Origin of the sequence: Rhabdochlamydiaceae symbiont of Dictyostelium giganteum, from assembly GCF_964291045.1 — a bacterium.
Taxonomy (GTDB): domain Bacteria; phylum Chlamydiota; class Chlamydiia; order Chlamydiales; family Rhabdochlamydiaceae; genus PALSA-1444.
Genome location: NZ_OZ197277.1, coordinates 1,678,747 through 1,692,987, shown reverse-complemented (window position 1 = coordinate 1,692,987; position 14,241 = coordinate 1,678,747). Strand labels below are relative to the sequence as shown.

The following is a 14,241-nucleotide window of genomic DNA, read 5'->3' as shown; positions in this document are numbered from 1 at the left end:
TAAGCTTCTTTTTTTACACCAAAGGGTTTTGATAGAAGTTAAAAAGAAAAGGTTAGTCCTTTATTTAAAACATATTGAGAGATTTTCCAAGCGGTGATTCCAACCCCAATTCCAGCAGAGAGTAAACAAACCGACTTTTTTGCAATATCTCTATACTCTTCAAAAGAGGTGATTTCTTTTTGGTGAGGGGGCAGGAAGAGCCATTTTAAAGGTTTAAAGATCCCTTTTTCACAGATAAAGTGAGTAGGCTTATAAAGAGCTTGAGAGGTGAGATAAGGAGATTGAAGCCCTTTTTTCGAGTTTCTCGCCCCCATTAAGGAGTAAAGAGCAAAAGATACGGCACCAGTGAGCCAAATAGAGGGAGAGGGGGAAAGTGCGCAGGTGCCATAAAAAAGAGCGGCTGCTACATCTTTACTGATCCCTGTAAGCTCAAAATCCGTATCTTGAGAGTTTTGAGAATATGCTTTAAAACATCCTAGAGCAATCCGGATAACAGCTTCTACTGCAGGTAAAGCTGTAAACACCCTCGTTAAGGATTTTTGATTTAAGAGAGTAGGGATACTCTCTAAGGAATAAGTGAATTCAGGGAATTTTATTAACAAAGGTATTCTCTTATGTATTAAAAAATTTTTTTCTTATGAAAGCTGTCAAAAACGGAAGGGAGATGAATACAGTCATCGCACCGATAAGAGACAGGGTAAAAAAGAGGTGATTCTTTTCAGGGATTTGACTGGGAGGAAAGAAGGCAACAATGAGCGCAAAGAGGGTTGCAATAAAGCCCATAATGGTAAAGCCCCAAAGACCTACTTTTCCCCCTGGAATTTGAAAAGGACGGGGCGTTAAGGGGTGACTTTTTCTTAACTTGATCACAGATCCAAACAGAAGGAAATACATCGTTAAATAGAGCTGAGTCGTGAGCACTAAAAAGACCCAATACGCAATATTAATGGAAGGCAAGAATAAGAAGGCAATCGAGAGTAGCGATACAATGACTGCTTGAAAGAAGAGAAAGTTTTGAGGCACGCCGTATTGATTCATCTGCCTTAACATAGGAGGTAAATCTTCTTCTTGAGCTGCTGCAATGAGCCCTTTAGCTGGTCCCATGATCCATGTGGCTAAAGATCCTAGCCCTCCAATGGTGATAATCCCTGCCATGATAGGAATGAGAGGTTTTATCTCAAAGGCCGTGAAGAAAAAGGCAAACGCCTGCAAACATCCTGCACTAAATAACAGCTTAGATTGCGGAATCACAATCACAATGCTTAAGACCCCTAAGACAGAAAATAGAATGAGAGTAAGAGAGGAGATCCAGATGGCTTTAGGGTAGTTTTTTTGAGGATCTTTCACATCTGCTGCATGGACAGCTGACATTTCAATCCCTAAAAGAGAGATAATCACCCCTGCTAAGAGCGCCATTTCAGAAGGAGAGGAGAATTTGGGGATCCAAGAGGAGAGCTCAAAAGACACCTCTAGAGGGTGTCCGCTAAAAAACCAAATAATGCCTAAAGTAATGAGCGCAATACTGGGGATAAATGTCCCAAAAATGGCTCCAATGGAGCTTAAAATAGATGACGCTCTAACTCCTCTTAAATTCACAAACGTAGCTCCCCAAAACAGGATGAGAGCAAAGATAAAGGTAAGCGGCTTACTTTGAGAGAGATCTGGATTAAACAAAAATGTAATGGAGCTAGCTAAGAAAGAGAGCATGGTAGGAAACCATAAAAGATTTTGAATCCACAGGAGCCAAATGGCTAAATACCCAGCCCTATGCCCAAATGCTTTTTTTACCCACGCATACACCCCTCCTGACTCAGGCCATGTCGTTGCAAGCTCTGCTGTTAAAAGAGCGAGCGGAATAAAAAATGTAAGAACGCCAAAAAAAAGAAAGAAAACAGAGCTTAAGCCGCTTTCTGCCATCGGAGCCCACGTACGGATGCCTCCTAATGCAGCTAAATTAATCATCACAAGGCTTAATACAGAAAGAGTTTGTTTGGTATTCATATAGTTACGTGGGTAAGTGATTAAAAATCTAATAATATTTTAATTTAAAATAAGATTTTTTAGCAAATGGTTTAAAACCTATCCTTAAGGGATGTCAAGAGAAGCTGTTTTTGGAGATTTCAGAGATAAGAGGGTTTAAGACGACCTCTTCAATCCATCAAAGCGAGAACGCGATCTATAAAATCGTTGATTTTCATCTATTTGCATCAGAGTGACTCAGCTTTTTTTACCGTGTGATATGCCCTGATTTTTTGAGGGGACTCTAAGGAAAATTGCGGAAGCCCTTTTTGTTTATTTTGAAAATTCAGTAGCTTAAGCAGAAGAGAAGGTGTAATCCAGGAGGGAAGATGATAAAGGGCTTCTTGCATGAAGAGCTCTTTTTTTAATACTTTACGAGGAAAGTGCTCTTGATAAAGCTTTTCTTCTAAAAGAAAAATACGGCTGGCAAGTGAAGAGCCAAGAGCTGCTTGCAAAAGGTTTTTTGAAGCGAATCTAAAATAGATGGGCTCTCTTTTTCCGTTTTCTAAGAGGCAATACTCTTTAAGAGAGGGGTAGCTAGAACTTGTCCCTTGGATCATTTTATAGTAGAGATGATCTAAGAGAGGATCTTGCAATGTAAGCTCTTCAAAAGTGGTGATTTTTTGCGTGATCATTTCCTGAGCTACTGTTTTAGCAAGAGAGGGGTAATAAGGCACTTGATAAAAAGGATAAGTAGCATAGAGCGCCTCTAACATATGAATAAAAATTGTTTCTAAGGCGTTTTGCAGTTCTTTATTTTCCCCGTGAATCATATCCCAGAGGTTTAGTTTACTCCCCTCACATCCTGTTTTTAACTCCCGGTGAATATTACGTGAAGGGGTTATTTTAGGTGGAGGTGTTTTTTTGGATTTTTTCAAAGAGGCAGGAGCTATTTCAGATGGTTTTAAGAGAGTCTGGTGTTTTTTATCATACTCTTCAAAAAGAAGCTGATTTTGCTGAGAGAGGAGCGTGTGGTAAGAGGTGTGTTGACTGAAATAGGTTTGATGGAGTTTAAAGAAATGGAGTGTAGAGTCTAACATCATTGTGGTTCCTAAAGAGAGCATGAGTAAGAAAACCATGACAAAAGGGAGAAGATTCATAGGAAAAAAGGAAGCTCCCAAGAATGTGTTTGATGGTGAAGTCTTAGTTTCATCATGAGGGGCACATCAAGTGGCGGCGTTTTGGTAAATTCCCCTAAATTCTGATCAAAAAAACAGCACTCTAAAGAGGAGAAGTCTGGGTGGTAATATAGAATATCTTTTCTATAGACAGAAGGGTCTTTCCAAGAGAGGAGTATCACATGATGATTTTCTGCATAAAGAAGCGCTTTTAACGTGCCTCTAAAGAGAGGATCTGCATCCATTTGATGATCAAAAATAAGGCAAAGACCTTGATCTGTTAAGGTACAAGAGGTTAAAGAGTTTAAAATATTTTTGAGCTTGAGGGATAAACATTGACGATCTAAGAGAGAGGCTCTTTCTTCTTTGAGCTCATGTTTAATGGTCATGAACTCTTGATAACCCCTTAAGAGCATCTGGATGACAACTGCCATGAGAGAAAAGGCAATCAAGAGTTCTAGGAGAAGAAAAGAGCGGCGTTGTTTCATGGCTCTTATGATTGGATAATGGAATATTTTACTGCAATATGCATGGCTAAAAACCTCTCTATTTTTTGATGAGACAACAAAAAAATTCTTTTTGAGGGATAGAGGAGCCTCAAATTAAAGAGAAATTTAAAGTTAAAGCTTCTCTAACTTGAGAGAATCAAAGGAGGTGGGTATAATAAACCCATGGACTTAGCACAGCAGCCACTCGGGCCAGAGTATAAATATGGATTTACGACTGATATTGCCATGGAATCGATTCCTAAGGGACTTTCTGAGGAGACGATCCGTTTAATTTCAGCCAAAAAAAATGAGCCAGATTTTCTTTTACAGTTTCGTTTAAAAGCGTTTGAAAAATGGAAAACGATGGAAGAGCCCAAATGGGGGAACTTAAACATTGATCCTATTGATTATCAAAACATCTGTTACTACTCTGCTCCCAAAAAAAAGCAACAGCTGAGCTCTTTAAATGAAGTAGATCCTGAACTGATCAAAACATTTGAAAGACTGGGCGTTCCCATCGATGAACAAAAAAGACTCACCAATGTGGCAGTGGATGTTGTATTTGATTCTGTCTCCATTGGAACCACCTTTCAAGCAGAGCTAAAAAAAGCAGGCGTTGTTCTTTGCTCCATTTCAGAAGCTATTCACACCTATCCAGAGCTTATTGAAAAATATTTAGGAACAGTGGTTCCTGTAGGAGATAATTTTTACGCAGCGCTGAACTCAGCGGTGTTTTCTGACGGCTCTTTTGTCTATATTCCTAAAGGGGTGAAATCTCCTATGGAGCTTTCTACTTACTTCCGCATTAACGATCAAGAGACAGGGCAGTTTGAAAGAACCTTAATCATTGCTGAAGAAGGGTCGTATGTGAGTTATTTAGAAGGGTGCACAGCCCCTGCCTTTGATAAAAATCAGCTTCATGCAGCTGTTGTCGAGCTTGTGGCTTTAGATAGAGCCGAGATTAAATACTCAACTGTGCAAAATTGGTATGCAGGAGACCCTAAAACAGGCAAAGGGGGCATCTACAATTTTGTAACTAAGCGCGGCAGATGCCAAGGGTTTAAATCTAAAATTTGTTGGACACAAGTTGAAGCTGGAGCTGCCATTACATGGAAGTATCCAGGGTGCATTTTGCAAGGGGATGAATCGGTTGGAGAGTTTTACTCCGTCGCGCTTACAAATGGAAAGATGCAAGCAGATACGGGGACAAAAATGATCCACCTTGGTAAAAAAACACGGTCAACCATTGTCTCTAAAGGCATTTCAGCAGATCTTTCTCATAATAGCTATAGAGGCATTGTGAAAATGGCTCCAAGAGCTCACGGGGCTAGGAACTACACCCAGTGTGATTCGATGTTAGTGGGCGATACGTGCTCCGCTAACACCTTTCCTGTCATTGAGGTTGCTAACGCCTCTGCTCAAGTAGAACATGAAGCGTCCACTTCAAAAATGAACGAAGAGCAGCTCTTTTATCTTCAGTCAAGAGGGCTCTCTAGGGAAGATGCCATTAACCTCGTTGTTAGCGGCTTTTGTAAAGATGTTCTTCAAGAGCTGCCATTAGAATTTGCTGTTGAAGCGCAAAAGCTCCTCACACTAAAACTCGAAAATTCCGTAGGTTAACATGTTAAAAATTACAGATTTGGAAGTCCAAATCGAGGGTCAACCCATCTTAAAAAAATTCTCACTTTCAATGAAGCCTGGGGAAGTTCATGCGATCATGGGGCCAAATGGAGCTGGAAAATCCACACTTGCAAAAGTGCTAGCTGGTCATCCGGAATATGAAGTGACAAACGGAGAAGTGTCGTTTGAAGGAGAAGATCTTCTTGTACTCTCTCCTGAAGAGAGAGCTCAAAGAGGGCTTTTCTTAAGCTTTCAATACCCTGTAGAGGTACCAGGACTCACGAATACCCAGTTTCTTCACTCTGCCTATGTGGCGTGTAAAGGACCCATTTCTGCAGACGATTTTGCCACTCTTTTAAATGATAAAATGGAATCGATGCGTATTAAGTCTTCTTTTAAAACAAGAAATCTTAATGAAGGGTTTTCAGGAGGAGAAAAGAAAAAAAATGAACTCCTTCAGATGGCTGTCTTAGAACCTAAACTCATCATTTTAGATGAGATTGATTCAGGTCTTGATATTGATGCGATGAAAGATGTGGCAGAAGGGGTAAAAACGCTTTTAGATGGGAAAAGATCTGTTCTCATTGTCACGCACTATCAAAGGCTTTTAGACTACATTAAGCCAGACTATGTGCATGTGGCAATGGATGGAAAGATCGTGAAAACAGGAGATGCTCTTTTAGCACAGGAGTTAGAGCAGGCGGGATATCATGTCTATCAGTGACTTCTCCATTAGCGGGTTTGCAGGTTTTTTAGAAACGGTACATAAAGAAAGACCTCTTCAGAAAAAAGCGTGGGAGTCGTTTAAGCAAAAGGGGCTCCCTCACAAAAAACTAGAGAATTTTCACTACTTCCCTTTTAAAAAACTGTATGAAAAATCTCTTGTTTTAGGGCAAGGTATTCCTTCTCAAGAAGAAGTACTTGATCATGTGATGCCAGAGGCCAAAGAGAGCTATCTTGTGTTTGTCAACGGCTCCTTTATTCCAGAAAGATCGTGTATTCCAAGCGCTCTTGAAGTCCTCTCTTTAGAAGAGGGGCTAAAACAATACGGATTCTTTCTCCAAGGAAGAATCACAAAGTGGATCAAAGAAGAAAAAGATCCGTTTGCCCTTCTTAATTTTGCGCTGTATCAAGAGGGTGTTTTTATTTACTTACCCCCTAAGATGCAGCTTAACGCTCCTTTACAATGCCTGCACTATAGTACATCCAAAGATCACTATCACCCCTCAACTGTGTACTTTTTTGGATCGTTAGAATCAAGAGCAAGTGTTGTCTCAACTGTGGTTGGAGAAGGGGTTTATCACCCGGTGATAGATGTCTCTTTAGAAGAAAGAGCTCTATTTTCTTATACAGAATCTTCCAGGAAAGGAAAAGGCATCCTTTTAAGTGATGTGAGAGCCTCTATTAAGTCATGTGCAGAGTTTAACTACTTTAATATTACAGCAAGTGACGTGATCGCAAGACACCACCTTAATATTTCTTTAATGGGGGAAGGGGCAAAAACAGATCTTCAAGGGGTGTGGAATCTAACCAATCATAGTCAGTGCCACATCTCTGTTGATATGAAGCATTTAGAGCCGCATACATTTTCTCACCAGCGGTTTAAAGGGGTGTTAAGAGGGTCTTCTCAATCAAGCTTTGAGGGAAAGATTCATGTGGATCAAAAAGCGCAAAAAACAGAGGCGTATCAAGTGAATCACAACCTTCTTTTAAATGAAGGGGCGATTGCAAATGCAAGACCGAACTTAACCATCTTTGCAGATGATGTGAAAGCCTCTCACGGAGCTACAGTAGCAGAGCTTGATGAAGAGCACCTTTTTTATCTCCAAAGTAGAGGATTATCGCTCTCTTGTGCTAAAGAGCTTTTAGTGAAGAGCTTTATTCAAGAAGTGTTAAATCAAATTCCTTTCCCTAGCCTCTTTCATGACTTCTTTGTTTAATCGGTCAGATTTTCCTATGCTCAGGCGGACCGTTCACGGTAAGCCGCTTGTTTATTTAGACTCAGCAGCAACTGCCTTAAAGCCGTCTTGTGTAATTGATGCGATGACCCATTTTTATCAAACATCTTACGCGACGGTGCATAGAGGGGCGTATGAGCTTTCTTTAGAATCAAGCGCGCTCTTTCATGAGGTGAGGGAAAAAGTCAGAGCGTTTTTAGGAGCTGAAGATGTAAGTGAAATTGTGTTTACAAGAGGCACAACAGAAGGGATTAACCTTGTGGCAAGAAGCTACGGGGATAGTTACATTAAAGCAGGGGATGAAATCGTCATTTCTGGGCAAGAGCACCATGCAAACCTTGTCCCTTGGCAGCTTCTTTGTGAGCGAGTAGGGGCCACTTTAAAAGTCATTACTCTTAAAGAAAATGGAGAGTGGGATTTAGAGAGCGCGTCAAATATCATTACCCCCCGCACTAAGCTTGTTGCTATCACCCATGTGTCAAATGTGTTAGGGATCATGAACCCTATCCAAGAGGTGATCACCTTAGCGCATCAAGTGGGGGCTAAAGTGCTCGTTGATGCAGCGCAAAGCGCTGTTCACCACCCTCTTGATGTAAAAGAGCTTAATTGTGACTTTCTTGTCTTTTCAGCGCATAAACTGTACGGGCCTACAGGAGTGGGAATTTTGTATGGTAAGCAAGAGTGTTTAGAGATGATGCCTCCTTATCAAGGAGGAGGAGATATGATTCAAACGGTCTCTTTTGAAAAAACAACCTATCAAGCACCCCCGCTCCGTTTTGAAGCAGGTACTCCCATGATTGCAGAGGTGATAGGATTGGGACCGGCTCTTGATTATTTAAAGGGGCACTCTTATGGAGATCTTCATGAGCATGAAAAAAGGCTCATTAACGAAGTGTATAGCCGTTTAGGATCAGATATTCATGTACTTGGACCTAAAGATCAAAAAGGCTCTTTAATCACGTTTACCGTGCCAGGAGTGCACCCTTTAGATCTTGCAACAATGCTTGACATTCAAGGGATTGCGATGCGCTCAGGCCATCTATGCGCCCAGCCCCTCTTAAACCATTTTGGTCTTAAAGAAGCGATCCGGTTATCTGTTGCGCCTTATAACACGTTAGATGAAATGGTTTATTTCTGTGACACCTTTAAAAAAGTGATCAGTCAGTTAAGACCTCTTTCATAATGGTATAAAAAAACCCAAAGAAAGAAGCCTTTCTTTGGGTTTAGTCATCAAACTAAAAAAGTTTAAAATTAGAAGTCTAACCTAGCTTGAAGAGAGACTCCGCTTAATGCAAGGTCTCCTTTATAGTAGTTAGAAACTAAATGCTCTTCCCATCCGAGTTGAACGCGGACACGGTAGTTATCATCAGATAATAGACGATCCCAACGAATGCCAAGTCCTAAATCGACCATACTGTGCATGATTGACCAAACTTGTTGCTCATCATCACCAGTTGTTAAAAAGGTTTTTCCATCTAAAGCTGTTTGGTATTGTTTATCATGAAGCCGTGTTTTTCCATAAAGAAGAGACACATCAGCTTGGCTAAATACGCTAAGTCCCATTCCAAGACCCCATTGAGAATCAAGTCCTGCAAGCGCGCCGCCAGCTCTATATCTTACAGCAGCATCCACTTGACTAATGGCAGATGTTGTTGTTGATTGAACGGTGTAATTCACATGCAGAGGACGGTGAGACCAAAACCCTCTTACCCCCATGAAAGGACGAAGAATGAGCCACTTACTCACAAAGAACTCTCTTCCTAATTGCCAGTCGAGATAATCAAATTTAAGAGACCCTTTTGCTATAGCAGAGTTCACAGAACCTGTCACAGAAGCTGTTGAAATCGGATAGAAAGGCACGAGCACTTCATTACTATTTTGCGCTGTTTTTTCTTTATGATGAGATCTAAAACGGGTATAGCTTACCACGGTATCCCATCCATCATGAGGAAGGTTATAACCGATGCCTAAGCGCCATCCGAAGTTCCAATCAAAAGAAAAATCTTGTACTTGGGTATTGATCCATCCATTTGTAGCGGTGCTAGCTGAACGGCTAACATAGGTAAGACTATCTTCAGTTGGGTGGAAATAAAGTAGATCTAATTGTGTCCACACATCTGATCCATGTTTCACAACAGGTCTTGTTGGTGGATTGATCATTCCATTCGCTCCGCGGCGTTGTTCTAACGCGCTAACGCGGTTTTCAAGATTGCGCATTTGCATATCGTCCACAGCACATAAAGTAGAGCTGATGCCTACGAATGACATGGCGGCGATAGGTAATAGTTGTTTCAGTTTATTCATGCAGATCCCCCCTCAGTTTGGATCAATTTTCAAATTCTTTTTTCGTAGTGAGGCTACTTAGCCATCTCTTAATTTGCATTAAGCTTTGATGAATGCTTATATTCACTACAAGCGTTAATTCCAGCTACCCGCCCTTACTAGGAACAAGGGCGTATTTATCATCTCTTATATCGACTAAGAGTGCAATTAAAAGCTGGATTATAATGGTTTTTTAACAACAGAGAAGATCTGTTATAAATGACCTGACTCAATCTACGAAGAATCTCCATTTCGAGTCAAACAAAATCGGCTGAAAACAAGTTATCGTTAAACAAGAAGAGAAGATTAAGTAAAAGATCGTATCTTATTGAGGAGGAATTAATTGAACCACTCGGTCTACCGACTCAATCCACTCTTGAGAGTAGATAGCTAGCTGCTGCAAAATGAGATACCATCCAGACCAGAGAAGAAGAAGGCCGACAAGAGACTTTAAAGACATTCCCAAAAACGCAATTTGTACCTGCTGCGCTAACCGGTTAATAATCCCTAAGAACATATCTGCCATCAAAATTGCCACAAGAGAAGGGGCAGCTAGTTGAATCGAAATGGCTGAGAACTTCGATAACAACACAATCAGAAACTTCCAAAAACCGTGATGCAGCGTAAAAAATTGAGAGGAAATGAACCCATTTACCGCAATGGCTGAATAGGAGTTAATGACAGCTTGGAGAAAAAGGAAAATGCCTCCCACTTGATAAAAGAGCACAATGAGCGTGTAGTGATACAGCTGCCCAATCGGAGAGGTTTGGTTTTGTAAGAGAGGATCTGTTGTTTGCAGCGCAGAAGAGCCTCTTTGAAAGTCAATGATCACTCCAGATGATTGAGCCATATAAAACGGGATGTTGCCTAAAAAAGCGAGGATAAATCCGATAAAAAATTCTTTTAATCCTAAGGCGATGAAGAAAACATCAAAAACGGGGTAAGGAGGCTTTGCTGTTGCGATCACAAACGGGAGAAAAACAGCTGTTAGAGCCACTACAAGCCCCATTTTAACAGGAACGGGGAGTTTTGCTCCTAAGAAGGGAATAAGCGCTACAATGGGCGCTATTCTCAATACCGTTAAAAAAAAGAGCGTGAGCATTTGGATGATAGAAAGATCTGGTATGCTTAAGAGCAGGCTTAAGTAATCAGAGGTATCAACTGAGCTAGGGAGCATTTAGCTTACGAATTCCACTTATAGAAGTTTTGAAAAATCGTATTTGCAAACTGCAGAATTTGACCGCCCAGCCACCCTCCCATAAGGAGTAATGTAAAAATCACCGCAATCAGCTTCACGGTAAAAGAAAGAGTTTGCTCTTGAATCTGCGTTGCTGCTTGAACGATCGCGACTAAAAGACCCACACTCATACTGATTAAAATGGGCGGTCCTGAGAGTATGAGAATCAGCAATAAAGCTTGATAGGCAAGCTGATAAATTTCTGCACTAAACATGCAAGCTCCTATCTAAATGTTAAAACAAGGTTTTGAATTAAAAGTGTCCATCCATCAATCATGACAATGAGAAGGAGCTTTAACGGAAGCGCAATGGTTAAGGGGGAAAGCATCATCATCCCCATCGCAAGTAAGATGTTTGACACAACTAAGTCAATCACAAAAAACGGCAAGTAAATCGCTACGCCAATTTCAAAGGCAGCTTTCAGCTGAGAGGTGATGTAAGCTGGTATCAATACAATAAAATCTGTCGGTTGAAGAGACGGTTTAATTTCAGGGGGGAACGATTTAGAGGCCAGTTGATAAAAACTTGTGATGTGTTTACTGATCGTATTACGCTTTAAAAACTCTTTTAAAGGCTCTTTTCCCGCATTTACCACTCCTACCATATAAGAGGCAGAAGCTCCTGTCAGAAACTCTTGAGGAGGATTTGTCTGAATGGCAGTAGAAGCTGCTGTATACATACTCATAGCAGTTGGGAACATGACATACACTGTCATCATGAGCGCAATACCATTTAACACTTGGTTAGGAGGAGATTGCTGCACTCCAAGAGCATTTCTTAAAAGAGATAAAACAACCACGATTTTAACATAAGAGGTGAGGAGCATGACGGCATAGGGCAAAATCGAAAGGCCGACAAGCACCGTAATTTGGGTGATCAGTTGAGGAGGGGCAGTTGCTGCCTCTTCGATCATAGATGGCTGAGCACTGCCTGCAAAGACAGGATTTACGGCTAACATCAAGGCGATGATAAACGCCCATTTCATCCACTTCATTGGATCTCCCATTCTGATTAATGCTACTTTAAGTTTAAAAATACACTGCTGGATAAGCTGAAAAGAGCTGGTTTGACTCTTATGGCTTCACATACCGCTCAAACGCTCTTTCAATCCCTTTCCACTGATTTTCTATGGTGGAATTAATGATGCCAGATTCCGTTTCAATAATACAGCCACCCTCTGCAATGTCATCTCTTTCTTTAATGAGTAAAATTTCTAATTGCTCAAGCTTTTCTTTTAGGGCTGGCTTTTCACTCTCTAAAATTTCTTTATCATTTTTATTCACATAAATCGTGACAAAATGGTTAGAAGCCGCAGAAGTTAGTGCTTGAGAGACGATACTGACAATGGTATCCGGATGGAGCTCAAGCTCTTTTGAGACGATTTTCTTAGCTGCTTTAAGAGCAAGAGGTAAAATAAGCTGATTCATCTCATGGTAGAGCCGTTTTTTCTCTCCATCTAAGGCTAAAAGATGTTCATTGAGCTGAACAACCCCTTCTGCAAAGCCGTCGTCATACCCTTTTTGCTTAAGCTCTTCAGCCTCTATTTTTGTTTTTTCCCAAAATTGATCCACATCCTGTTGCGCTTTTTCTAAAACCTCTTTTGCTTCGAGTAAGGTAGAAAAATCGTCTTTACGGATGATTTTATGGTGATCAGGGGCATAGATGGCGCCTGATTCAATGAGATTAAATAGCTTACTCATGAGGCTCTCTTATGTATTGAATGAGTTCTAAGGTTTGTAGAGACAGCGCTTGGGCGATGTAGGGGTTATCAATCGAAGTCGATAGTTTTTCAATGAGGCGCGCATTCTCAGTATCAAAGCGGTGTAAAATGTACCAAATTAAACTAGGGTGCTCTCCGTAAATCGCTTTTGCAAGCCTATTAATGCCTCGCTGCCTAATTAAACTTTTCAGCTTATCAGCATCTCCTGTCCAAAGAGAGAGGTTCATCGGAGCAAAGGTGATCGGCTCTTTTTTTTGCACGAGCACTTTAAGATAACTATTTTGCTTCTTAGAAAGAGCGGCATAGATTTTGATCAATTTTTGCTTATCGATAATCTGCTTAAGCTCTGTAGCAAGGTCTCTTACGCCTAAAAGATCCACCACTAAAACAAGTTCAGAAGAGTCTAAAGAAAGAAGCTCTTTTAAAGAAGAGACTGGTAAAAAGGGAAAAGGAAGAAGATTCTCACTTCCTTTTTTAAGAAGCTCAGTTAATTTTGCAGTTAAAAATGTTTTTCCTAAAGCTGAGAGCTCAGTTAGCGCTCCTGTAAACCCTAGGAGTTTACTCACCGATTCTCTTTTTTCTAAAGAGAAGCAGGCTAAAAATAGAGCAATTTCTGTTTCAGAAAAAGATCTTAAAAGAGGAGCTATCCAAGAGGGGTGTACCCACTCAGGAATCTCTATAGAAGGAGCTTCACCTTCTGCTATCTTAGGATAATTTCTCCCTGCCCTTTCAACCTCTTCTCGAAAAGGAGCAGAGAGAAGCGTTAGAAGAGATGATCTTTCTTGATTTGGTAACTCATGTAAAAAAGCGTTAAGGGCAATTGAGGTTGAAGTTGTCATTCTAATGAGACAATTTCCTCAGGTAGCGTAACTTGTTCTTGGCTAAAAAGAGATGTAATGCCTCCCTTACGGCTAAGTATTGGATACACTTTCCACGCCATCCATACGCTTAAGAACAGAAAGAAGAAGTTAGACACAATGAGGCTTAAGAAAAGGAGCCTAAACCGAAGGACAGAGTGCTGACTTAAAATAATGGACCAAATGCTTGTGAGCTCTTTAGAAGAGCTTGTGATCTCTTCTGAAGATGAACTTAGCGTAATGTCTGTAAATCTTGATTTATCAGAGATTATGGTGACGTCATTGATATCAAGCCCATTTACGCTTCCAGACACCAAACGTTTAATCTTTGAGACAAGGTGGCTGTTAGGATCATCTACAATCCCTTGGTGTTTAACATAAACAGCAGCGGTTGTTCTTTGAAGAGTGACAGTTTGAGCCGTCCCTGTAGTTTCTTGAGGGAAAGAGAGCTGAACATCTGCATCAATCACCCCGTCAATTTTACGGATGGTGTTAGCAATTTGTTGCTCAAGCCCTGCTTGATAACGGATAGTCTCTTCTTTTTCACTGGTCATTAACCCTTGCTTTGCAAAAAGCTCGAGTAAATTGGTTCCTTTTTTACGAGGAAGGCCGTTTTGATTGAGAATCGACATGGCATAGGTCATGTTTTTTTCAGCAACGGAGATGTTCCACAAGGTAACAGCTGAGTCTCCCCCAATACCGCCGCTTGATTTTGCAGCCACTTTTTCGGCATTTATTTTTTGACTCGCAAGGAAGACAACGATTTCATTGGCTTCTCTTTCTGCAAGACCATTAACGATGACACGGTTGGTATCACATCCTGCTAAGAGGAACATGAAAGGTAGTATCCATAGAAGAGCTTTGCGCATATATCCCTTTGAAATGTGTGGAGGGTAGGTGAA

15 protein-coding genes are annotated in these 14,241 nt (G+C 40.8%); 4 read left to right on the top strand and 11 right to left on the bottom strand.

What is annotated here, in order from left to right; translation table 11 throughout:
• Positions 1 to 38: 38 nt before the first annotated feature.
• The 4 genes from ACI7T6_RS06205 to ACI7T6_RS06190 all read right to left on the bottom strand — a co-directional run bounded on the left by ACI7T6_RS06205 (position 39) and on the right by ACI7T6_RS06190 (position 3,625).
• A complete protein-coding gene (locus ACI7T6_RS06205) occupies positions 39 to 602 on the bottom strand; it encodes a hypothetical protein (protein ID WP_404665511.1) in 564 nt (187 codons plus the stop codon).
• Between the two features lie 10 nt (positions 603 to 612).
• On the bottom strand, positions 613 to 2,001 hold the full coding sequence (locus tag ACI7T6_RS06200; protein ID WP_404665510.1) for an amino acid permease: 1,389 nt from the start codon (positions 1,999 to 2,001) through the stop codon (positions 613 to 615).
• A gap of 206 nt (positions 2,002 to 2,207) precedes the next feature.
• Positions 2,208 to 3,119 (bottom strand): hypothetical protein, encoded by a 912-nt coding sequence (locus tag ACI7T6_RS06195; RefSeq protein WP_404665509.1) that lies wholly within the window; start codon positions 3,117 to 3,119, stop codon positions 2,208 to 2,210.
• Complete coding sequence (locus ACI7T6_RS06190) at positions 3,116 to 3,625, bottom strand: DUF1494 domain-containing protein (protein WP_404665508.1); 510 nt, start codon at positions 3,623 to 3,625, stop codon at positions 3,116 to 3,118. Before ACI7T6_RS06190 ends, ACI7T6_RS06195 begins: the two co-directional genes overlap by 4 nt.
• A 183-nt stretch (positions 3,626 to 3,808) precedes the next feature.
• Here ACI7T6_RS06190 and sufB point away from each other — a divergent pair, with 183 nt between their 5' ends.
• Genes sufB through ACI7T6_RS06170 form a run of 4 tightly spaced genes read left to right on the top strand, consistent with a single transcriptional unit; the run spans position 3,809 to position 8,386 of the window.
• Positions 3,809 to 5,245, top strand: a complete 1,437-nt coding sequence (gene sufB, locus ACI7T6_RS06185; RefSeq protein WP_404665507.1) for a Fe-S cluster assembly protein SufB — start codon at positions 3,809 to 3,811, stop codon at positions 5,243 to 5,245.
• A 1-nt stretch (position 5,246) separates the two neighbouring features.
• Entirely contained in the window at positions 5,247 to 5,969 is a 723-nt protein-coding gene (sufC, locus tag ACI7T6_RS06180; protein ID WP_404665506.1) for a Fe-S cluster assembly ATPase SufC, read from the top strand.
• The gene (locus tag ACI7T6_RS06175) at positions 5,956 to 7,185 is read left to right on the top strand and encodes a SufB/SufD family protein (RefSeq protein ID WP_404665505.1); all 1,230 of its coding nucleotides are present in this window, start codon (positions 5,956 to 5,958) and stop codon (positions 7,183 to 7,185) included. The genes sufC and ACI7T6_RS06175 overlap by 14 nt, the downstream gene beginning before the upstream one ends.
• Positions 7,169 to 8,386, top strand: coding sequence for a SufS family cysteine desulfurase (locus ACI7T6_RS06170; protein WP_404665504.1), 1,218 nt, complete (start codon positions 7,169 to 7,171; stop codon positions 8,384 to 8,386). The genes ACI7T6_RS06175 and ACI7T6_RS06170 overlap by 17 nt, the downstream gene beginning before the upstream one ends.
• A gap of 68 nt (positions 8,387 to 8,454) precedes the next feature.
• On the opposite strand, the gene ACI7T6_RS06165 is transcribed toward ACI7T6_RS06170, so the two are convergent.
• The 7 genes from ACI7T6_RS06165 to sctJ all read right to left on the bottom strand — a co-directional run bounded on the left by ACI7T6_RS06165 (position 8,455) and on the right by sctJ (position 14,208).
• Positions 8,455 to 9,507: an Lpg1974 family pore-forming outer membrane protein gene (locus ACI7T6_RS06165; protein ID WP_404665503.1), complete on the bottom strand. Its 1,053-nt coding sequence runs from the start codon at positions 9,505 to 9,507 to the stop codon at positions 8,455 to 8,457.
• Positions 9,508 to 9,850: 343 nt separating this feature from the next.
• Positions 9,851 to 10,702 (bottom strand): EscT/YscT/HrcT family type III secretion system export apparatus protein, encoded by an 852-nt coding sequence (locus ACI7T6_RS06160; RefSeq protein ID WP_404665502.1) that lies wholly within the window; start codon positions 10,700 to 10,702, stop codon positions 9,851 to 9,853.
• Between the two features lie 5 nt (positions 10,703 to 10,707).
• Complete coding sequence (gene sctS / locus ACI7T6_RS06155) at positions 10,708 to 10,977, bottom strand: type III secretion system export apparatus subunit SctS (protein WP_404665501.1); 270 nt, start codon at positions 10,975 to 10,977, stop codon at positions 10,708 to 10,710.
• 8 nt (positions 10,978 to 10,985) lie between these two features.
• Positions 10,986 to 11,768 (bottom strand): type III secretion system export apparatus subunit SctR, encoded by a 783-nt coding sequence (gene sctR / locus ACI7T6_RS06150; protein WP_404665500.1) that lies wholly within the window; start codon positions 11,766 to 11,768, stop codon positions 10,986 to 10,988.
• A gap of 67 nt (positions 11,769 to 11,835) precedes the next feature.
• Entirely contained in the window at positions 11,836 to 12,462 is a 627-nt protein-coding gene (locus ACI7T6_RS06145) for a FliH/SctL family protein (RefSeq protein WP_404665499.1), read from the bottom strand.
• The gene (locus tag ACI7T6_RS06140; protein ID WP_404665498.1) at positions 12,455 to 13,321 is read right to left on the bottom strand and encodes a hypothetical protein; all 867 of its coding nucleotides are present in this window, start codon (positions 13,319 to 13,321) and stop codon (positions 12,455 to 12,457) included. Before ACI7T6_RS06140 ends, ACI7T6_RS06145 begins: the two co-directional genes overlap by 8 nt.
• On the bottom strand, positions 13,318 to 14,208 hold the full coding sequence (gene sctJ, locus ACI7T6_RS06135; protein WP_404665497.1) for a type III secretion system inner membrane ring lipoprotein SctJ: 891 nt from the start codon (positions 14,206 to 14,208) through the stop codon (positions 13,318 to 13,320). The genes ACI7T6_RS06140 and sctJ overlap by 4 nt, the downstream gene beginning before the upstream one ends.
• Positions 14,209 to 14,241: the final 33 nt, after the last annotated feature.